The sequence below is a fragment of the Enterobacter cloacae complex sp. IR53041 genome (assembly GCF_049238285.1).
Classification (GTDB): Bacteria; Pseudomonadota; Gammaproteobacteria; order Enterobacterales; family Enterobacteriaceae; genus Enterobacter; species Enterobacter roggenkampii.
Map to the genome: position 1 here is coordinate 12,733 of NZ_JBMKHB010000035.1, position 19,705 is coordinate 32,437.

Genomic DNA, 19,705 nt, shown 5'->3' on the forward strand with positions numbered 1-19,705 from the left:
GGTGATTTTGTCCTTCGACCACTTTGCGAGGCGCTACGCAAGAACGCAACGTGGTCGTCGAGTGCCTGACTGGCCTGTGGCAGCATGCGGTTAAAAAAGGGAGAAAGAGCATGGAAGAAGAGGATGAGCCGCTGCTGCCGCGCGAAAAACTGCTGCGCTATGACGTCACCCTGTTAAAAGATGATGAACTGCTGGCGCTCTTTTTACGTACCGGAACGCCCGGTAAAACGGTATTTACGCTGGCAAAAGAGCTGATCTTACATTTCGGTTCTCTGCACGGTTTGCTGACCGCCGAACTGGCGCAGTTTAAGCACGTAGAAGGGATCGGTGTGGCGAAATATGCCCAGTTGCGGGCCATTGCTGAACTTGCCCGCCGTTTTTACAATGTCCGCATGGAGAAGGACGATCCGATCCTGACGCCAGCGATGACGCGTGAATACCTGCAAAGCCAGTTAACCGATATCGAGCGCGAGATCTTTATGGTGATCTTTGTCGATAACAGAAACCGGGTACTGAAACATAGTTGCCTCTTTGCCGGTACGTTAAGCCACGTTGAGGTGCATCCGCGAGAAATTGTGCGGGAAGCGATAAAAGTGAATGCAGCGGGCGTGATCCTCGCGCATAATCACCCCTCAGGCTGTGCAGAACCGAGCAGAGCGGACAAAGAAATCACCGAGCGCATTATCAAATGCTGTCAATTCATGGACATTCGTGTGCTGGACCATCTGATAATTGGCCGCGGAGAGTACATTTCTTTTGCAGAACATGGCTGGATTTAGGCTATTTCTCGCGATCCATCGGGATCTTTGTCTGTTCGGGACTTGAGCACACCGCCGAGTCAGCGTATACTACGCCACCTTTGAGAATCTCGGGTTTGGCATTTGGGCCTGGCAATCGAGAGTTCACTTAGAACTATGCGATGACCGGGCTGTAAAGCCTGACGAGGCGCCGATACCCCATACGAAGCTCGAGCTAATTTGATTTTTGGAGAATAGACATGTCCCGAGTCTGCCAAGTTACTGGCAAGCGTCCGGTGACCGGTAACAACCGTTCCCACGCACTGAACGCGACTAAACGCCGTTTCCTGCCGAACCTGCACTCTCACCGTTTCTGGGTTGAGAGCGAGAAGCGTTTTGTCACCCTGCGCGTATCTGCTAAAGGTATGCGTGTAATCGATAAGAAAGGCATCGATACAGTTCTGTCTGAACTGCGTGCCCGTGGCGAAAAGTACTAAGTACTTAAAGAGGAAATAAATCATGGCTAAAGGTATTCGCGAGAAAATCAAGCTGGTTTCTTCTGCTGGTACAGGTCACTTCTACACCACCACGAAGAACAAACGTACTAAGCCGGAAAAACTGGAACTGAAAAAATTCGATCCAGTTGTACGCCAGCACGTACTGTACAAAGAAGCTAAAATCAAATAATTTTAGTCTCCTTGTATCGAAAAACCCCGCAACTGCGGGGTTTTTTGCATTCTGTATCTCAACGGAGGAACCATGCCTGAATTACCTGAGGTAGAAACCAGCCGTCGCGGCATTGAGCCCCATCTGGTCGGTGCGACGATTCTTCACGCGGTTGTCCGTAACGGGCGTCTGCGCTGGCCGGTATCCGATGAGATCCATGCCCTGAGCGATAAACCCGTCCTTAGCGTGCGGCGCCGCGCGAAATACCTGCTGCTGGAGCTGCCCGACGGCTGGATCATTATCCACCTGGGGATGTCCGGGAGCCTGCGCGTTCTTACCGAAGAACTGCCTGCGGAAAAGCACGACCACGTGGATCTGGTGATGAGCAACGGCAAAGTGCTCCGTTACACCGATCCACGGCGCTTTGGCGCGTGGCTGTGGACGAAGGAGCTGGAAGGGCATAACGTGCTGGCGCATCTGGGCCCGGAGCCGCTCTCAGACGCGTTTAACGCGGAATACCTCAAGGCGAAGTGCGCGAAGAAGAAAAGCCCGATTAAGCCCTGGCTGATGGATAACAAGCTGGTGGTCGGCGTGGGGAATATCTACGCCAGCGAATCGCTGTTTGCGGCCGGGATCCACCCCGATCGGCTGGCCTCGTCGCTGTCGGCGCAGGAGTGCGAGCTGCTGGTTCGGGTGATTAAAGCCGTATTGCTGCGCTCGATTGAGCAGGGGGGGACAACGCTGAAGGACTTCCTGCAAAGTGACGGCAAGCCGGGCTATTTTGCCCAGGAGCTGCAGGTGTATGGCCGTAAGGGCGAACCGTGCAGAGTCTGCGGCACACCCATTATTGCCACGAAGCACGCCCAGCGCGCCACGTTCTACTGCCGTCAGTGCCAGAAATAGGGCTACTTGAGCTTTTCCATCAACGCCTGGTGGACGTTAACCGGCAGGAAATGGGTAACGTCCCCGTGATGGCGCGCCACCTCTTTCACCAGCGTGGACGAGATAAACGACCACTCTTTGGAGGGCATCAGGAATACGCTCTCCAGCTCCGGCATCAGGTGGCGGTTCATGTGCGCCAGCTGCATCTCATATTCGAAGTCTGCCACCGCGCGTAAACCGCGGATCAGAATGTTCGCCTGCTGGGCGCGGGCGAAGTTCGCCATCAGGTCGCTGAATCCGACAACCTCAACATTCGGCAGGTGCGAAATGGCATCGGTGGCGAGCTGCACGCGCTCGTGGAGGTCAAACATCGGCTTTTTGCTGGGGCTGGCGGCAATCGCCAGGATCACCTTGTCGAACATGCACGCCGCACGGGTGATGATATCAAGATGACCGTTGGTGATCGGATCGAAGGTACCCGGATAAATCGCTTTTGTGCTCATGGCTCACGTTTTCTCTGAGTAGCCGCGGCAGAGCGCCCACAGCTCGGTGTATTTGTTGAAAGTATACTGGGCATTGACTACCGCAAGTAACCAGCCCTGCTTACCGTCCAGCACGCCACCACGCAGCAGCAGCGTTTTCAGGAACGCGCCCAGCGTGTGGGTGAAGATTCCGGTCAGCGAGGCCTTCTTGCCGCGCTGGTGACGCTCCTGCGCCCATGTGGTGGCATAGTTGAGCTGTTTGCGCTGGAAGCTTGCGAAATCGCGGCAGGTCAGGTGCAGCAAATCGCCCGTCAGGGGGATGACCTGGGCATTGTCGCAGGCCAGAGATTCATGCACCAGATTGTCGTTGTACTGATACCGCTCGCGCTCGTAGAGGCGCGTCACGCGGTCAGGATACCAGCCGCTGTGGCGCATAAAACGGCCAAGGAAGTAGTTGCGGCGGGCAATGCTGTATACAGCACCAGGTTGAGGTGAGGAAAGCACCGCCTGAATGGCCTGCTGAAGCTCCGGCGTGATGCGCTCGTCAGTATCGAGCATCAGGACATAATCTCCGGTGGCAAACCCCTGCGCGCGCTGGCGCTGGAGGCCATAGCCTTGCCAGTCAGTATCGATAAAGACTTTTGCGCCCGCTGCCCGGGCAACGTCCACCGTGTTGTCCGTACTTCCGGAATCAAGAACGACTATCTCGTCAGCCCAGGCAACCGACGCCAGGCAGTCCGGAAGCAGGTCGGCGGCGTTTTTGGCGATCATCACGACCGACAGACGCGTTGACATCAGTGGCTCCGCTGGGGCAGGTAAGGTTGCAGAAGTTGCAGCAGACGGGTCAGGGCACCCTGGTTCTGGTGCAGCACTTCGACCGCATGTCGCCCGTACCACAGGCGATAATCTTCGTCAGTCAGAAGGGTTGAGACCTCTTTAACTACGGAGTCCGCATCGGTCACGGTAATTAAACCATCGGCCTGCTGTAATTTCGCGCAGATATCTTTGAAGTTAAACGTATGTGGCCCCATCAGCACCGGAATCGCGTGGGCTGCCGGCTCGAGCGGGTTATGGCCGCCGCGCTCCACCAGGCTGCCGCCGACAAACGCGAGGTCAGCAATGCCGTAGAGCAGCATCAGTTCGCCCATCGTATCGCCAATCACCACCTGGGTGCTGCCAGACGGGATCTCCCCGCTGCTGCGCAGCGTGAAGCTGAAACCGGCTTTCTGCACCATTTCACGGGCATCTTTAAAACGTTCCGGATGGCGGGGCACGAGGATCAGCAGTAAGTCCGGGAAGGTTTCCAGCAGCTTTCGGTGCGCCTGCAGGATAATCTCTTCTTCGCCATCATGGGTGCTGGTCGCAATCCAGACCTGACGACGCGGGGCCCACTGGCGGCGAAGCGTGATGGCGCGGGCGGCGAGTTCAGGGGTAACCGAAATATCAAATTTCAGGCTACCCGTCACCGCAAGCTGGTTGCGTTTGAGGCCCAGAGAGATAAAGCGTGCCGCATCTTCTTCATTCTGCGCGGCAATCAGGGTGATTTTGCTCAGCAGGCGGCGCATAAATTTACCCAGCTTGTCGTAACCTTTCGCCGAGCGCTCTGACAGGCGCGCGTTGGCAATCACCAGCGGAATTTTACGGGCATGCAGGGCGGAGATCATGTTCGGCCACAGTTCGGTTTCCATCACAATCACCAGCTTCGGGCGAACGGTATTCAGGAAACGATTCATGGCGCAGGGGAGATCGTAAGGGAGATAGACGTGATGAACGTCTTTGCCAAAAGCGGATAACGCGCGCTCCGAGCCGGTTGGCGTCATCGTCGTGACGGTAATCGGCAGCGACGGGTAGCGGTGACGCAGGGCGCGAACCAGCGGGATTGCCGCCAGCGTTTCACCGACAGAAACGGAATGCAGCAAAATACCGTCCGGCGCGACTTTATTGCGGCAGAAGCCATAGCGTTCAGCCCAGCGTTTACGATACGCAGGCGCTTTACGGCTACGAAGCAACAGTCTCAGCCACACCAGTGGCTGAATGATGTAGAGCAGAGCGGTATACAACAATTCCAAGCGATTATCCGTTTTTTTAGTTTCGGCGGGCAAATTCTAAGCATTTAAGCCAGGTAAAGCTATCTCTTATGCCAGATACCGTTTCAGACGGAAATAACGGCGTCCCAGGCGCCAGTGCTGGCGCAGCCCACGGGCGTTTTTCCAGATTAGCGACCAGATCCCGCGGTCAAACAGCTCGCGGATGATTTCACGCTTTTTGCTCTGATCGCCGATGTTGTTAATGGCGTGAAGAATGCCCAGACCCTCTTTGGCAATCTGCCACTGGCAGGCCGGCACATGGCGCACCGCATCCGGGTAACGCTGGTTGATTGCATCCAGCATTTCGAGGATTTTCATGTAGTGGCGGGCGTTGCGCATTCGCGTGTCGTCCGTTCCCGGCGTGTGCGACACCGAGGCCGAGTGGATCAGGTAATCGTAAAAGGTTTCGTCGGTGTACTGCACGCGTTTGGCGGTCAGCAGCACTTCAGTGGTCCAGGGGATATCCTGGTGGCGCAGACCGTGTTCAAAGGTGAAGCCCTGCTCCTTGATGAAAGCATGGCGGTAGATATTCAGCCAGGTCACGTGCAGGAACTTTCGCGATGAAAGCGCGCGCTGAAGCCAGGTTGGGCCGTCCAGTACGTCGGTGGACTGCAGCTTGTCGGACGGGAAGATCTTTTTCGACGGGCGTCCGTCGTCGTAGATATAGGTACCGTTGCAGGTCGCGACATCAAGATCGTTCTTTTTGGCCATCTCAAGCAGGCGCGGGTACATGCCCGGATAAATCACGTCGTCGATGTCCGGGAAGGCGACGTATTCGCCCGTTGCCACCGCCAGGCCGGTATTACGCGCGGCCGACACGCCCTGATTGGCCTGATCGATAACTTTGTAGAAGGGGAATTCGCTGGCGTACTGCGCAATGATGGTGGAGGAGCTGTCGCTTGACCCGTCGTTCACAACGACCAGTTCCAGACTGTCCAAATGTTGAGCTTTAATGCTGTCGAAAAATGCATTGAGGAATTTTTCACCGTTATAAACGGCGACCACGAGGCTCAATAAAGGTTTGTCGGACATGCTTTCTCCGTTGTGTTCAGGGCAGGCCACCCAATATGGTGGTACCATTCGCGCTGTATTATATCTGGTGGATACTAAAAACATATGCCTGGAGGGACAAAGATCGTTTCAGGTGGAAAATTAGCGTCACGCGGGCGAGATTTTTAACAGGAAATATATGCATATTGTTCACACTGAAGCAGACGGCGGCAAAGGCGGGCAGCCTCTGCGCATTATCAACGAATCGCTTGGGATGATTCAGCGTGGCCATCAGGTGACTCTCCTTTGTCCGGAAACTGCGCCGCTCCACGCGCTGGCACGCAATGCCGGTCTGACGGTGGTCACGATGCCGTTGAAGCGTAAGAACCTTAAAAACCTGCAGGTGCTGCGTCGCTGGATGAAGGATAACCGTCACTCGATTGACGTCATCAACAGCCATAACTCTGCCGATACCTGGCTGGTGGCGCTGGCGAATCTGACGCTGTCCAACCCTGTACCACTGGTGAGAACCCGTCATGCGTCCGGCGTACCGCGCAACAACTGGACGACCCGCTGGCTCTTCCGCACGGCCTGCGCGCATATCGTGACCACCGGCGAGGCGCTGCGCCATCAGGTGGCAAATATTGGCGTGCCGATGTCTCAGAGTACGTCGGTGCCAAGCGGTGTCGATACGCAGCGTTTCCATCCGGGAGATAAGCACCAGGCCCGGGTTCATTGTGGTTTGTCGCAGGACGATTTCTGGCTGGGCGTGGTATCGCATTTGCGCCCGAACAAAGGCCATAGCGTACTGCTGCGCGCCCTGGCGAAAATCGACAATCCACACATCAAGCTGGCGATTGTCGGCGAAGGTCCGCACAAAGCTACGCTGGAACAGGAAATCACCGCCCTGGGGTTACAGCAGCGCGTGGTCATGGCGGGACATCAACCCGATCCGGAACGCTGGTTTCCGGCCTTTGATATTGCGCTCAGCCCTTCGCACGATATGGAAGGTGTTCCGCAGGGCGTGCTGCAATCGTTAGCCAGCCGTATTGCCACCATTGCGACGGATGCGGGTGGAACGGGAGATGCGGTGATTAACGGGCAGACGGGAGTGCTGGTCGCGCAGCGCGACGAAAACGCGCTGCACGATGCCATAATGAAACTCTATGACGACTCAGCCCTTCGTGAGACGCTCGCGCAACAGGGATATGACTACCTGAGCACGCACTTTACCCGCGAATGTATGCTGGACGCGATGGAGAAAGTCTTCTCCGATGCCGCTCAGCGCAGCAAATCACGATAAAGCGCCTGTAGCTCTTTCGCCATTCTGTCCAGGGTGAAGGGCTCGGCGGTTGCACGCGCAGCGGCGGAGTAATCGACACCCTGTTCACGGCCTTTCAGCCACAGCGAGATGGCCTGCTGGTAGCCTTCGCTGTCCAGCGCATCGCGCACCCAGCCGTTTTGACCCTCGGTTATCCACTCCGCCGCGCCGCAGCCGTGGCTGGTAAGCAGCGGCAAACCACAGGCCAGCGCTTCCACGCAGACGTTCGGGAAGGGATCGTAGAGCGTCGGCAGGATAAGGGCATCCGCCGTGCCATAGACTTCACGCACGTTGGCAACGGGGCCCAGGAACTTCACTCGTGAGGAAATCCCCAGCGCCTGTGCCAGCTTTTCGAACTTCCGCGCATGTTTATCGCGGCCGGCAATCAGCAGCCAGACGTCAGGATGCGCCACAATGGCGCGCAGCGCGGTGGCGACGCCTTTGCGGCTGAAGCCTGACCCAACATACGCCAGCACCGGTGCGTCAGGAGGAATACCCAGGGCATCACGCTGCGAAAGGGCGCGGACCTCAGGGCTAAACTGAACGGTGTCCACGCCGTTGTAGATCACCGTCAGCTTGTCGTCCGGCAGCCCGAAGCGACGCACGATATCATCGCGCACCATCTTCGAATTACAGATCACCTTGCGCAGCTGCGGATGGGTAAACATCTGCGCCTCGGCCTGCAGAATGTAGCGGTGATAGCGGCTCAGAGATTGCGCCCAGCGCGCCAGCGGCGACAGAATGCGGCCATATTGCTCAAGCCAGGTGGCGTGAACACCGTCGCCTGCCCGGAAGATGGTGGCTCCCGGTATGCGTTCGTGGCTTTGCACAATATCAAACTGCGCAAAATGCGCGGCGGCTTCGAGGGCAAAACCGGATTCACGCGCGATGCGATTGTGAAACGGCGGATTGACCGTCAGCGTTTTCCAGCCTGCGGCATCCTCCCACTGGCGGGCAATCAGCGTGACATCAAGGGAGGTATCCTGCGCCAGCACGTTCAGCGCACGCGAGACGAAACGCTCTGCGCCACCGTTGGGGTTGTAGGTCTGTCGGACAATCGCCAGCTTCATGCAGGGGTTTCCGTTTCCAAGAGCATCGTATCAATGGCGCTCAGCACCTGCTGTGGGGTGATGGCCGTGATGCAGTCAGAGACACCGCTGTCTCCGCAGCCCGCTTTGCCGCACGGCTGGCAGGTAAACCCGGCCACGATTACACGATAATTTACCCCCCACGGCGCCCATTTGATGGCGCCGGTAGGGCCAAAGATGGCGACGGTTGGCGTACCGACAGCGCTCGCAAGATGCATTGGCATGGAATCCACGCCGAAGTACACCCGGGCGTGCTTCATGAGCGCGCCCAGCTCTTTCAGGTTCAGCTGACCGCTTAAATCAAAGACCGGCTGGGTGAGGGCTGCGCGCAGCGCATCCATATAGGCCTTCTCTTCTTTTGACGGTGCGGCGGAGAGGACGATCGGCAGGCCGCGCGCCGCCAGGTTATCAATGGTCGCTGCCAGCTTTTTGATATCCCAGGCCTTAAACATCCAGCGCGAGGTCGGGTGAACCAGAATGTAGGATTTACTCGTGAGCCCAAACCCGGCCAGCTTTTCGGCCACAGAGGCTTCTGCCGCGTCACCGGGCACAAAAAGCGTATGTTTGTCTTCATCGGACTGCGGATGAATGCCGATCCGGCGCAGGGCATCCAGATTAACCTCCACCATATGACGGCTGTTGTCCTGAATCGCCGGATAGAGCGTGGTGAACGATTTCACCCAACGACGACGCGCCAGGCCCCCGCGCTTATCCGGCTTAAAGCCGACGGAGACGCGCGGTTTCAGGCGACGCGCCAGGCGCGCGCCGTGCCAGTGTTCGGTCAGGTTAATCAGCACGTCATACTGACGGCCTTTCAGGGTGTTCAGCAGGGCGCGGTAGAGGCGGAATTGTTCAAACCAGCCCTTCTTGCGCCAGTTGCGCCCAATAGTGTGCACCTGGTCGATATGCGGGTGGCTGGTCAGCATCGCCTGGGTATCGTCATAAACCAGCGCATCGACTTCCACGTTCGGCCAGTTCTTTTTCAGCACGGTAAAAACCGGCGAGGTAAGCAAAACGTCACCGTGGTGACGAAGCTTAATAATCAGCACGCGCTTTGGCGGGCGCTCCGCTGAGAAAAAATCAGACATAGGCTCTCTCTGCTGCCAGCAAAGGCTCTAATTGCGCAAATACCGCAGCGGCGCTGAGGTCGCTCAGCTGCGATGAGTGTTCCGGGCGGCAGATATATTGATTTTTTCCATAGCCGCCGATAAGCCCCGGGTCCGTTGGGCCGTAAAGCGTAATATTAGGACGGTCCAGCGCCGCCGTCAGGTGGCTGAGTCCCGTATCCACGGAGACCACTGCCGTAGCGCCTGCCAGCGCCTGAGCGACGCCATCCAGCTTCATGCGCGGCAGAACGTCCACATAATCAAACCCTGCCGCCAGGCGTTTGGCCCGCGCCTCTTCGTGCGGTGCACCCCACGGGAGTTTGATACGTAACCCCTCACTCCCCAGCAGGCCGATCAGTTCGCGCCAGTGCGCTTCCGGCCAGTGCTTGTCGTCGCGGGTCGTTGCATGAAGGAAAATCAGGTAGGGTGCGTCTGTTTGTTGCGAACCGTGCAAAAAATGCTGCGAAATGGCGTAATCGCCCTGCGTTTCCGGCTTTGCATAGCCAAGACTCTTTGCAAATAGCTCGCGGGTACGTTCCACCGCGTGCTGCTGCTTCGCGATGTGGTGGCGGTGGTTATAGAACAGGCTCGCCAGCGGTTCGCGGGCGGTTTGCCAGTCCATGCCGTGCTTTACGCCGCGCGCCAGTCGCGTCACCAGCGCGGCGCTTTTGACCAGCCCCTGCGCGTCGATGATGGCATCATAACGCTGCGCCTGTACCGCCTCGCGGAAGGCTTTGCGTTCGGCTTTAATCGGCGCGGAGAACCACGCTTTCCGCCAGCGGCGAATCGCCACCGGGATCACGCGGTCGACCGCTTCATGCCAGGTGGGGATCTGCGCGAAGCCCTCTTCCACCACCCAGTCAAAACGAATGCCCGGTACGGCCTGCATGGCGTCCGTCAGTGACGGTAGCGTGTGCAGAACATCGCCCATCGACGAGGTTTTAACGATCAGTACCCGCATTCGTTATCCTTCTTCGCTCAACAGCAGTTCGTTAAGCTCTTCAAGAACGCGCTGCGGGGTAATGTCGATCAGGCTCTGATGATAACCTTCAGCGGCATCGCCTTTGCGCACCTTGTGGTAGCCGGTGATCAGGCGAATAACGCGCGCTTTATGGGAAAGCGGAGGCGTAAAGTCCGGGCTGCTTGGCCCATACAGCGCCACCAGCGGACGGTTGAGCGCAGCGGCGACGTGCATCAGGCCTGAATCGTTGGTAACCACAGCGTGGCAGGCAGCAATCAGGATAACCGCCTGCTCAAGCTGCGTTTCTCCCGCCAGGTTGCGGCACCAGGCCTGCTGTTCATTACTGAGCGTCGCGAGAATTTCGTTGCCCGCCTCGTGGTCTTTTGCCGAACCGAACAGGACAATCTGGTAGCCTTCGTCGATCAGCTGTTTCGCCAGCTCTGCATAGTGGTAGTGCGGCCAGCGTTTTGCCGGGCCGAACTCGGCGCCAGGGCAGAAGCCAATCATCGGACGTTCAGCCGAAAGGCCAAACGCGCTGCAGGTCTGGGATTTTTCACCGTCGTTAACCTGAAGCTGGGGCCAGAGCAGCGGCTGCGGCAGGTCTTTCGCGCTGCGCATCACGCCTTTGTCATAGGCCAGCGCCACGTAGCGCTCCACCATTAATGGCCAGGCCGCTTTATCCAGCACGCGCGCATCGTTCAGCAGGCCGTAGCGCATTTCGCCGCGCCAGCCGGTGCGATGCGGAATGCCCGCAAAGAAGGGCACCAGGGCAGATTTAAAGGAGTTGGGCAGAACATACGCGCGGTCATACCGCTTCTCGCGCAGGCTATGGCCGAGCTTGCGGCGTTCGCCAATTTCCAGCGCCCCGTGGCCGAGCGGCATCGGGATAGCTTCATTCACTTCCGGCATACGCGATAACAGCGGACGGCACCACGCGGGTGCCATCACGTCGATTATCGCCTGGGGATAGCGCGCCTTGAGCGTGCGATAGAGACTTTGCGACATCATCATGTCGCCCACCCATGACGGGCCGATCACCAGAATCTTCATACTTACGCGTCGCGGTTCAGCCAGGCCATATACTCCGTTACGCCTTCGGCAACGGTTTTGAACGGCTTGTCATAACCCGCTGCGCGCAGGTTAGTCAGGTCAGCCTGGGTGAACGCCTGATAGCGGCCTTTCAGCTTGTCCGGGAACGGAATGTACTCAATGCTGCCTTTTTTGTGGTACGCCAGCGTGGCGTCAGCCACCGCCTGGAAGGACTCTGCGCGGCCGGTACCCAGGTTGAAGATGCCGGACACGCCGTTTTCCCAGAACCACAGGTTTACGGCCGCCACGTCGCCCACGTAAACGAAGTCACGCTTAAAGCCGTCGCTGCCTTCGAACAGTTTTGGACTTTCACCGTTATTCAGCTGGGTGTTCAGGTGGAACGCCACGCTCGCCATGCTGCCTTTGTGGCCTTCGCGCGGTCCGTAGACGTTGAAGTAGCGGAAGCCGACGATCTGCGAGTTCGCTTCTGGCAGTACCTGACGCACGTACTCGTCGAACAGGAATTTGGAGTAGCCGTAGACGTTCAGCGGCTGCTCATATTCGCGGGACTCGATGAAGTCCGAGGTGCGCCCGCCGTAAGTGGCGGCAGAAGAGGCATACAGGAACGGAATTTCACGCTCCAGGCAGTAGTGCAGGATCTCTTTGGAGTACTGATAGTTGTTGTCCATCATGTACTTGCCGTCCCACTCGGTGGTGGAGGAACACGCACCTTCGTGGAAGATGGCTTCGATCTCGCCGAACTCTTCGCCCGCCATAATCTGGATAAGGAAGTCTTCTTTATCCATGTAGTCAGCGATGTTCAGATCCACCAGGTTGACGAACTTGGTGCCGTCTTTCAGGTTGTCAACCACCAGGATGTCGGTGATGCCTTTGTCATTGAGAGCCTTAACAATATTGCTGCCGATAAAGCCTGCGCCGCCGGTAACGATGATCATAACTGTAACCTTTGAAGTGTGGAGCCCGGGGACAATCCCGGACGCTAATGTTTCTATCATATCATTAGTATGGCTGCCCTTCAGCCATTCACCGACATAGCGCAAGGGTACACGTGATTTATGCTGCAAAAACGACAAGAGATGACGTGTCATCTCGTCATGAACTATAGGTTTGGGTAATATGTCCCGAAATTTGCCGAGTCTGGAGAATTGCAATGCGTGGTGATTTTTACAAACAGTTAAACAGCGACCTCGAGACCGCACGTGCGGAAGGGTTGTTCAAGGAAGAGCGTATTATCACGTCTGCACAGCAGGCGGACATCACCGTTGCCGACGGCAGCCATGTGATCAACTTTTGTGCGAACAACTACTTAGGTCTTGCGAATCACCCTGAGCTGATTGCCGCGGCAAAAAACGGCATGGATACCCACGGTTTTGGTATGGCCTCAGTACGCTTTATCTGCGGTACCCAGGACAGCCACAAGCAGCTTGAGCAAAAGCTGGCGAACTTCCTCGGAATGGAAGACGCGATTCTCTACTCCTCCTGCTTCGACGCCAACGGCGGCCTGTTCGAGACTCTGCTCGGCGCAGAAGATGCGATTATCTCCGACGCCCTGAACCACGCCTCCATCATCGACGGCGTACGCTTGTGTAAAGCGAAGCGTTTTCGCTACGCCAACAACGACATGGTTGAGCTGGAAGCGCGCCTGAAAGAGGCCCGTGAAGCGGGCGCTCGCCATGTGCTGATCGCCACCGACGGCGTATTCTCCATGGACGGCGTGATCGCCAACCTGAAGGGCGTGTGTGACCTGGCGGATAAATACGACGCGCTGGTGATGGTCGATGACTCTCACGCGGTCGGTTTTGTCGGCGAAAATGGTCGCGGCTCCCACGAATACTGCGACGTAATGGGTCGCGTGGACATCATCACCGGCACGCTGGGCAAAGCGCTCGGCGGCGCATCCGGCGGCTATACCGCTGCGCGTAAAGAGGTGGTGGAGTGGCTGCGCCAGCGCTCGCGTCCGTATCTGTTCTCCAACTCCCTGGCACCGGCGATTGTTGCCGCCTCCATCAAAGTGCTGGAGATGGTGGAGTCCGGCGCTGAACTGCGCGACCGTCTGTGGTCCAACGCGCGTCTGTTCCGTGAAAAAATGAGCGCAGCAGGGTTCACCCTGGCTGGTGCTGACCACGCGATCATTCCGGTGATGCTGGGTGATGCGGTCGTGGCGCAGAACTTTGCCCGCGAACTGCAGAAAGAAGGGATTTACGTCACCGGGTTCTTCTTCCCGGTGGTGCCAAAAGGTCAGGCGCGTATCCGCACCCAGATGTCTGCGGCGCATACGCCTGAACAAATTGAACGTGCGGTGGAAGCCTTTACCCGCATCGGTAAACAGCTGGGCGTCATTGCCTGAGGACGTGTGATGAAAGCGTTATCCAAACTGAAAGCGGAAGAAGGGATTTGGATGACCGACGTGCCGGAACCGGAAGTCGGTCATAACGATCTGCTGATCAAAATTCGTAAAACGGCTATCTGCGGTACTGACGTTCACATCTACAACTGGGACCAGTGGTCGCAGAAAACCATTCCTGTACCGATGGTTGTCGGTCACGAATATGTCGGTGAAGTGGTGGGTATCGGCCAGGAAGTGAAAGGCTTCAAAATCGGCGACCGCGTCTCCGGTGAAGGTCACATTACCTGCGGCCATTGCCGTAACTGCCGCGGCGGGCGTACGCACCTGTGCCGCAATACCATCGGCGTGGGCGTGAACCGTCCGGGCTGCTTCGCGGAATACCTGGTGATCCCGGCCTTTAACGCCTTCAAAATCCCGGACAATATTTCTGACGATCTGGCCTCCATTTTCGATCCGTTCGGCAACGCCGTGCACACGGCGCTCTCCTTCGATCTGGTCGGTGAAGACGTGCTGGTCTCCGGCGCGGGACCCATCGGCATTATGGCGGCAGCCGTGGCGAAGCATGTAGGTGCGCGCAACGTCGTGATCACCGATGTAAACGAATACCGCCTGTCGCTGGCGCGCAAAATGGGCGTCACCCGCGCTGTGGATGTCTCGAAAGAGAGCCTGACCGACGTGATGGAAGAGCTGGGCATGACCGAGGGCTTCGATGTGGGTCTGGAGATGTCCGGTGCGCCACCGGCGTTCCGCACCATGCTCGACACCATGAACCACGGTGGCCGTATCGCGATGCTGGGTATCCCGCCGTCGGATATGTCCATCGACTGGAACAAAGTGATCTTCAAGGGGCTGTTCATCAAGGGCATCTATGGTCGTGAGATGTTTGAGACCTGGTACAAGATGGCGGCGTTGATTCAGTCCGGTCTGGATCTGTCCCCGATTATTACTCACCGTTTCTCCATCGATGAGTTCCAGCAGGGCTTTGACGCGATGCGTTCCGGCCAGTCAGGGAAAGTGATTCTGAGCTGGGATTAAATCTGCCTGCTGGCACCACTTTTACGGGTGCCAGCGTTCTTTCTTAGCGGTTTGACTTTCCAGAGGTTACTTGTTAACTTTTGGCGAAATTTTCTCCATTCCGTCTTCTCCGCACGTTCATTCAAGTAGTTAAAATGATTGCGTCAGGAAAGATTCTGCCAGGCTAATTAGGTCATTATGTCCACACTGTTTCCACAGAAGTTGGTTGAGACACCTTCGCGATTTACCGCTTTCTTAACTTTCTTTATTTCCCTGCTAATAGTCATTGGCGTTAATATTATACATGCTAAATATAATGCGGTAATTAACCGTGCGCTGGTTTTTGCGCTGATATTGCTGGCGTTAAAATGTATAAACAATAAAATATTCAGAAATGTACTTGCGATTATTTTATTAATTCCAGTCGCGGCAGACATCACTTTACAGTTATATGCCTGGAGTAATTTCAATTCTGCGTTTAGCTATGGGTTTGCGCTAAGCGTACTTAATACGACACCGGGTGAAGCAAGTTCGATGCTCGGTTTGTACTGGCGCGATTGCCTGATTTTTATCGCCCTCTCGGCGTTTTTCATTTTTACCACCAATACCGGGATATGGCCTGTCGCGCCGCGTTTTCGTCGCTGGCCCGCCATTGCGCTTGCCGTCACGCTGCTGGCTTTTTATGGTCAGGCCTTGCAGCATCAACTCAGGAAAAGCAGCGTAGAGAGCCTGGCGCAGCGCGTGGTTCAGGCAACACCTGTCAGCACGTCTAAAGTCTTTATGCAGGCCATCGAAGATAATGCCGTGGTGGCCAATATCGGTAATAACATTCCTGATTATAAAATCACGCTATCCGATACTGGCATCGAAAACTATGTATTGATTATTGGTGAGTCTGAGCGCACGGCAAATATGGGTATCTATGGTTATCCTCGAGATACGACACCGGAGCTGGAGAAGCAAAAATCGCAGCTATTATTGTTCCGTAATGCTGTAACGCCTGCTCCGGTCACGATTATGGCGGTTCCGCTGGCGTTGACCGCCGATACTGTGAATGCACGAGATCCTCGTAAGTATGGCGATAACGTCATCAATATCGCTAACAAAGCGGGATATGATACGTACTGGTTTAGTCGTCAGGGTAAAGGAGGGGCGCATAATAACGTCATTACCGGAATTGCCCTGAACACGAAACAGCATGAGTGGATTGACGGGGGCTACGACGAAGACCTTCTGCCGCTGTTGCGGAATGCGTTAAAAACGCCGGGCAAGAAACTGATTGTTCTGCATTTGTACGGAAGTCACGAACCTTCCTGTCGACGCTTCCCTGCCAGCCAGGCGGTGCTGCAGGGTGATAATGAAGCTGATGATTGTTATGACAATTCGGTGCGATACACAGACACAGTGATGGGCAACGTTTTTAGCCTGCTCGAAAACTCGCGCTCATCCGTCATGTATTTCTCAGATCATGGCTTGATTCGCGATCCGAAACGTGCTGTAGCTTACTCGCACGGGAACGTTAATCCTCCACGCGAGGCGTTGCAGATCCCCGTGTTTATCTGGTACGGAAATCAGGTGGATTCTAGCAAGCAATACACCGGAGATTACAATACCGTGTGGTCAGCTGATGATATTAATACGCTGGCAGAGCTGTGGCTTGGAATCCATCGCCAGGGGGAGACTGTCCAGTCGGTACAGTCCTGGCTCGCTGGTTATAATAAGGACGTTACTGTGCTGGACACGACCGGGAAGTCCTATGACTGGCGTAATATTCGTTAACACAGGTGCGATAAACTTGCCTTTAGCAGCGTGCTAGTCTGCTTTGCCTTTATAGTAAATGGAATGATGATGATTAATGTAGAACGAGATAAGGTCCAGTTTGTATTGCTGCAGCTACTCTTCGGACTGTGTGCTTTAGCTTTTGGTTGCGTCGTTGTTTCACCTAACTTATCCGCCAAAATTTTGGGCCTGGCGGGTGTGACAGCATTCGTTATTTTCTTATTGGATATTAAAAACTTCAGAAAGAACGATGCATTCTGGCTTTGTCTGGTCCTGTTGATTATTGGGATTTGCGATTTGGCCTGGTACCGGATGTATAAGGTTGACAGTGAGGCGATCAACTCGTATCGCGCCTATCTGGAAGTCGGGAAAATCTGCCTTTTCGGTGCATTCTCCATCTTCATGCTTGTGAGCAGGGAGCAATTCAAAATCGGCAGCAATAAGATTCATATGTTGCTGGTCATCACGCTGCAGGCGATGATTATTGTCTATGCAGGATACCAAAATATTTTTCTTGGTAACCAAAGGGTTACGTTTTCTCTTGCCGGTGGGGCGGATGCGACAGGGGCCGCTTATACCATTGCATTTATTTCGTTCTACACGATTCTGGTGCTTCAGCACAGTTTAAGTAGATGGAAAGAGTTGTTTGTACTCGGGCATTTTTTTATCACTTTCCTGGTACTGGTGGCGACAGAAACTCGAGCAGCCATTCTGACCTATCCGATTATTTTCTTCGCATTGCTGGTAGTGAAGTTCTACAAGGAAAAGCATATCCCATGGAAGGGAGTTGTGGTTTTCCTGATCGCGTTGCTGGCTGGTGCATTTATGATGAAAGACAGCCTGATAAAGCGTTATAACGACTTTAACAATGACATTGTTTCCTATGATAAAGCGAACAGTGCCACTTCTGTTGGGGCTCGTTTTGCTATGTGGAAAACGGGATTAGCTGCGTCTAAAAATAATTATTTATGGCAGTCGACAGATGAGCGAAACGCAAAGATAATTGCCGAGGTTAATAAAGACCCAAGCTTGTCAGGCGCGCTGGATCACATCCGCGGTCATCTTCATAATGAAATCGTCGAAACGCTTTCAGTGAAAGGACCTTCAGGCGTTCTTCTTTATATTCTGTTTGTGATATCGCTTGGCTGGTATGCATTACGTAAACGTAAAAGTATTATACTTTTCGCGTTCCTGGTTTCGATTGTTATGTTCGGCGTAGGTGGTGTGATGTTCTATTCTAAAACAACTCCTGTTGCGTGGATGTTGACGCTGATAATGTCGATTGTTTTCCTGGAACAAAACAAACATCGTACTGTCATTAAGTAACCGTTTTGATTCTCCCTCGGGAAAAAGGTATTCTTCCGAGGGAGAAATACCTTTTACCAGACGAGTACCCCATGAACGAACTGATTTCAGTCATCATCACCACCCACAACAGAGAGGCGTTGCTGGAACGCGCAATTCGTTCAGTTATTGCTCAGACATATCCCGCAGTAGAATTGGTTATTGTTGATGACTGCTCCAATGAGAAAACCCCTCAACTTATCGAGCGTATGCGCGCTGAGTGTGAGGCGCGCTTTGTACATTTCATCTACGAGCGTAACGAAAAGAACAGCGGTTCTAACTTCAGCCGTAACCGGGGCTATGCGCTTTCGCACGGCGTGTTTGTAACGGGGCTTGATGACGACGATTATTTCCTGCCAGAGCGTCTGACGAAGCTCGCTGAGCGGTATGATGATAAGTATGCTTTCGTGACGGACACGCCCGCCAGGTTGGACAAAACCCACCGCACCTATCCAGAAACTGATGACAAACGAATCATTGAGCTGCAGGATATTCTGTGTGAAAACGTGGTTGGCAATCAGGTATTGACCACAAAAGAAAAACTGTTAGGCGTAGGCGGATTTTCCCCTGAAATTAAACAGCAGCAAGATCGCGATGTGTGGATTAAATTAATTCTGAAGTATGGTCCAGGAATCAAATACAGTTTCAGTACTGCGATGGTGGATGCTGAACACGGGTGCGATCGGATTACGTCGCAGGTTAAAAAATACAATGCGTATCGGAAACTCTATTTTAAATACCGCCGGCACATGTCTGAAGTGACCCGCAGCAATAATTTATTCCAACTTATGTCGTTTCGTGGCTTTACATCATCGCGCATGAATTGCTTATTACGTGGGCGTAAAAAAGATGCTAAATTAAAAATGAAACTGTTTCGCCGTACGCTAAAAGAGCTATTCTGAATTTAATTAGGTGAAATGATGAATCTCAATGCAACGAATAAGCTCATCAAGAAAACCCGGCGCTGGCACAAAAAAACGGGTTTTTCTCTTTTTCAGCGTGCTGCTTGCCATTTTGAGCGGAAGAAAAAAGAAGCGATTTTTAGCATTATTGATGATCTCAAGGTTCAACCTGACGATTCGCACACAGCGGAACCGATGCAATCAAACATTATCTGGATCTGCTGGTTCCAGGGGCTGGATAACGCGCCTGAGTTAGTTAAACGCTGTGTCGACTCTGTTTATAAACACTCAAATGGATATGAGATTGTAATTATTACTGAAGATAATTTTTCGGATTATATCACACTACCTGGTGTGATTATTGAGAAATATAATTCTGAATTGATCGGTAAAGCTCACTTCTCTGATTTATTACGTTGCTGTTTATTGTATGAATATGGCGGTGTATGGCTTGACTCTACCATATTTATGGCTCATGATTTACCTTCCTACCTTGCCAATTACTCATTTTGTTCTTTGCGTTTCACTCCAGCAGATTGCTCTGGGAGTATTAGCAACGGTTTCTGGACAACTTATTTTTTGGTTTCCGAGAAAAATGGCTATTTAATCGGTAATGTAATGAATGTGCTTTTAGAATACTGGCAAAAGCATGATAAAATCATAGACTATTTTTTAATGGATTATATCTTTTCTTATTATTTTGAAAACGATAGCCACTCAAGAGAAATTATTTTATCTCAACCTGTGCTCGGTGAAAATCGTTTTTTACTAAAAAATAGTATGAATGAGCATTTCTCACTTGAAATACAAAAACAATTTATGGAAGACCCTATAGGCATATATAAATTGTCTTATAAAGGGTCTTACCGTACTTCAAACAACGGCCAGCCGACAATATATAGCCTGATCCTTGATGGCACTTTCGAACTAAAGTGAGAAAAAAGCCACC

At 54.0% G+C, this 19,705-nt stretch carries 20 protein-coding genes; 11 read left to right on the forward strand and 9 right to left on the reverse strand.

Translation table 11 applies throughout. From position 1 onward, the window contains the following. The first annotated feature begins 110 nt into the window (after nt 1-110). The 4 genes from radC to mutM all read left to right on the forward strand — a co-directional run bounded on the left by radC (nt 111) and on the right by mutM (nt 2,306). The gene (radC, locus tag ACOTXF_RS19970; RefSeq protein WP_039267069.1) at nt 111-779 is read left to right on the forward strand and encodes a RadC family protein; all 669 of its coding nucleotides are present in this window, start codon (nt 111-113) and stop codon (nt 777-779) included. A 218-nt stretch (nt 780-997) separates the two neighbouring features. Beyond that, nucleotides 998-1,234, forward strand: coding sequence for a 50S ribosomal protein L28 (rpmB, locus tag ACOTXF_RS19975; protein ID WP_002436699.1), 237 nt, complete (start codon nt 998-1,000; stop codon nt 1,232-1,234). A gap of 22 nt (nt 1,235-1,256) precedes the next feature. Next, a complete protein-coding gene (rpmG, locus tag ACOTXF_RS19980; protein ID WP_003024094.1) occupies nt 1,257-1,424 on the forward strand; it encodes a 50S ribosomal protein L33 in 168 nt (55 codons plus the stop codon). 72 nt (nt 1,425-1,496) lie between these two features. Further along, a complete protein-coding gene (gene mutM / locus ACOTXF_RS19985) occupies nt 1,497-2,306 on the forward strand; it encodes a bifunctional DNA-formamidopyrimidine glycosylase/DNA-(apurinic or apyrimidinic site) lyase (RefSeq protein ID WP_021242414.1) in 810 nt (269 codons plus the stop codon). A gap of 2 nt (nt 2,307-2,308) precedes the next feature. On the opposite strand, the gene coaD is transcribed toward mutM, so the two are convergent. The 4 genes from coaD to ACOTXF_RS20005 all read right to left on the reverse strand — a co-directional run bounded on the left by coaD (nt 2,309) and on the right by ACOTXF_RS20005 (nt 5,886). Next, on the reverse strand, nt 2,309-2,788 hold the full coding sequence (gene coaD / locus ACOTXF_RS19990; protein WP_008502695.1) for a pantetheine-phosphate adenylyltransferase: 480 nt from the start codon (nt 2,786-2,788) through the stop codon (nt 2,309-2,311). A 3-nt stretch (nt 2,789-2,791) separates the two neighbouring features. Continuing rightward, nucleotides 2,792-3,562 (reverse strand): glycosyltransferase family 2 protein, encoded by a 771-nt coding sequence (locus ACOTXF_RS19995; protein WP_045414842.1) that lies wholly within the window; start codon nt 3,560-3,562, stop codon nt 2,792-2,794. Further along, entirely contained in the window at nt 3,562-4,836 is a 1,275-nt protein-coding gene (gene waaA / locus ACOTXF_RS20000) for a lipid IV(A) 3-deoxy-D-manno-octulosonic acid transferase (RefSeq protein WP_232926986.1), read from the reverse strand. Before waaA ends, ACOTXF_RS19995 begins: the two co-directional genes overlap by 1 nt. 66 nt (nt 4,837-4,902) lie before the next feature. Then, the gene (locus ACOTXF_RS20005) at nt 4,903-5,886 is read right to left on the reverse strand and encodes a glycosyltransferase (protein ID WP_025910598.1); all 984 of its coding nucleotides are present in this window, start codon (nt 5,884-5,886) and stop codon (nt 4,903-4,905) included. Between the two features lie 157 nt (nt 5,887-6,043). On the opposite strand from ACOTXF_RS20005, the gene ACOTXF_RS20010 reads away from it, so the two are divergent. After that, complete coding sequence (locus tag ACOTXF_RS20010) at nt 6,044-7,147, forward strand: glycosyltransferase family 4 protein (RefSeq protein WP_045414845.1); 1,104 nt, start codon at nt 6,044-6,046, stop codon at nt 7,145-7,147. On the opposite strand, the gene ACOTXF_RS20015 is transcribed toward ACOTXF_RS20010, so the two are convergent. Genes ACOTXF_RS20015 through rfaD form a run of 5 tightly spaced genes read right to left on the reverse strand, consistent with a single transcriptional unit; the run spans nt 7,126 to nt 12,305 of the window. Next, complete coding sequence (locus ACOTXF_RS20015) at nt 7,126-8,235, reverse strand: glycosyltransferase family 4 protein (protein ID WP_045414847.1); 1,110 nt, start codon at nt 8,233-8,235, stop codon at nt 7,126-7,128. The genes ACOTXF_RS20010 and ACOTXF_RS20015 overlap by 22 nt on opposite strands. Then, nucleotides 8,232-9,341, reverse strand: a complete 1,110-nt coding sequence (gene rfaQ / locus ACOTXF_RS20020; protein ID WP_023294805.1) for a putative lipopolysaccharide heptosyltransferase III — start codon at nt 9,339-9,341, stop codon at nt 8,232-8,234. The genes ACOTXF_RS20015 and rfaQ overlap by 4 nt, the downstream gene beginning before the upstream one ends. Continuing rightward, nucleotides 9,334-10,320 carry a lipopolysaccharide heptosyltransferase RfaC gene (gene rfaC, locus ACOTXF_RS20025; protein WP_047745831.1) on the reverse strand — a complete coding sequence of 329 codons (987 nt, stop codon included), beginning with the start codon at nt 10,318-10,320 and terminating at the stop codon, nt 9,334-9,336. Before rfaC ends, rfaQ begins: the two co-directional genes overlap by 8 nt. 3 nt (nt 10,321-10,323) lie before the next feature. Beyond that, nucleotides 10,324-11,370, reverse strand: a complete 1,047-nt coding sequence (rfaF, locus tag ACOTXF_RS20030) for an ADP-heptose--LPS heptosyltransferase RfaF (protein ID WP_008502706.1) — start codon at nt 11,368-11,370, stop codon at nt 10,324-10,326. Nucleotides 11,371-11,372: 2 nt separating this feature from the next. Further along, a complete protein-coding gene (gene rfaD / locus ACOTXF_RS20035; RefSeq protein WP_008502707.1) occupies nt 11,373-12,305 on the reverse strand; it encodes an ADP-glyceromanno-heptose 6-epimerase in 933 nt (310 codons plus the stop codon). Between the two features lie 215 nt (nt 12,306-12,520). On the opposite strand from rfaD, the gene kbl reads away from it, so the two are divergent. The 6 genes from kbl to ACOTXF_RS20065 all read left to right on the forward strand — a co-directional run bounded on the left by kbl (nt 12,521) and on the right by ACOTXF_RS20065 (nt 19,692). Then, on the forward strand, nt 12,521-13,717 hold the full coding sequence (kbl, locus tag ACOTXF_RS20040; RefSeq protein ID WP_023294809.1) for a glycine C-acetyltransferase: 1,197 nt from the start codon (nt 12,521-12,523) through the stop codon (nt 13,715-13,717). A 9-nt stretch (nt 13,718-13,726) separates the two neighbouring features. Then, the gene (gene tdh, locus ACOTXF_RS20045) at nt 13,727-14,752 is read left to right on the forward strand and encodes an L-threonine 3-dehydrogenase (protein WP_021242426.1); all 1,026 of its coding nucleotides are present in this window, start codon (nt 13,727-13,729) and stop codon (nt 14,750-14,752) included. A 177-nt stretch (nt 14,753-14,929) separates the two neighbouring features. Beyond that, complete coding sequence (locus tag ACOTXF_RS20050) at nt 14,930-16,510, forward strand: sulfatase-like hydrolase/transferase (RefSeq protein WP_047745829.1); 1,581 nt, start codon at nt 14,930-14,932, stop codon at nt 16,508-16,510. A 63-nt stretch (nt 16,511-16,573) separates the two neighbouring features. Beyond that, the gene (locus ACOTXF_RS20055) at nt 16,574-17,836 is read left to right on the forward strand and encodes an O-antigen ligase family protein (RefSeq protein WP_309487407.1); all 1,263 of its coding nucleotides are present in this window, start codon (nt 16,574-16,576) and stop codon (nt 17,834-17,836) included. A gap of 71 nt (nt 17,837-17,907) precedes the next feature. Beyond that, entirely contained in the window at nt 17,908-18,756 is an 849-nt protein-coding gene (locus tag ACOTXF_RS20060; protein WP_047745825.1) for a glycosyltransferase, read from the forward strand. 15 nt (nt 18,757-18,771) lie between these two features. Continuing rightward, nucleotides 18,772-19,692, forward strand: a complete 921-nt coding sequence (locus ACOTXF_RS20065) for a capsular polysaccharide synthesis protein (protein WP_232926984.1) — start codon at nt 18,772-18,774, stop codon at nt 19,690-19,692. The last annotated feature ends 13 nt before the right edge of the window (nt 19,693-19,705 follow it).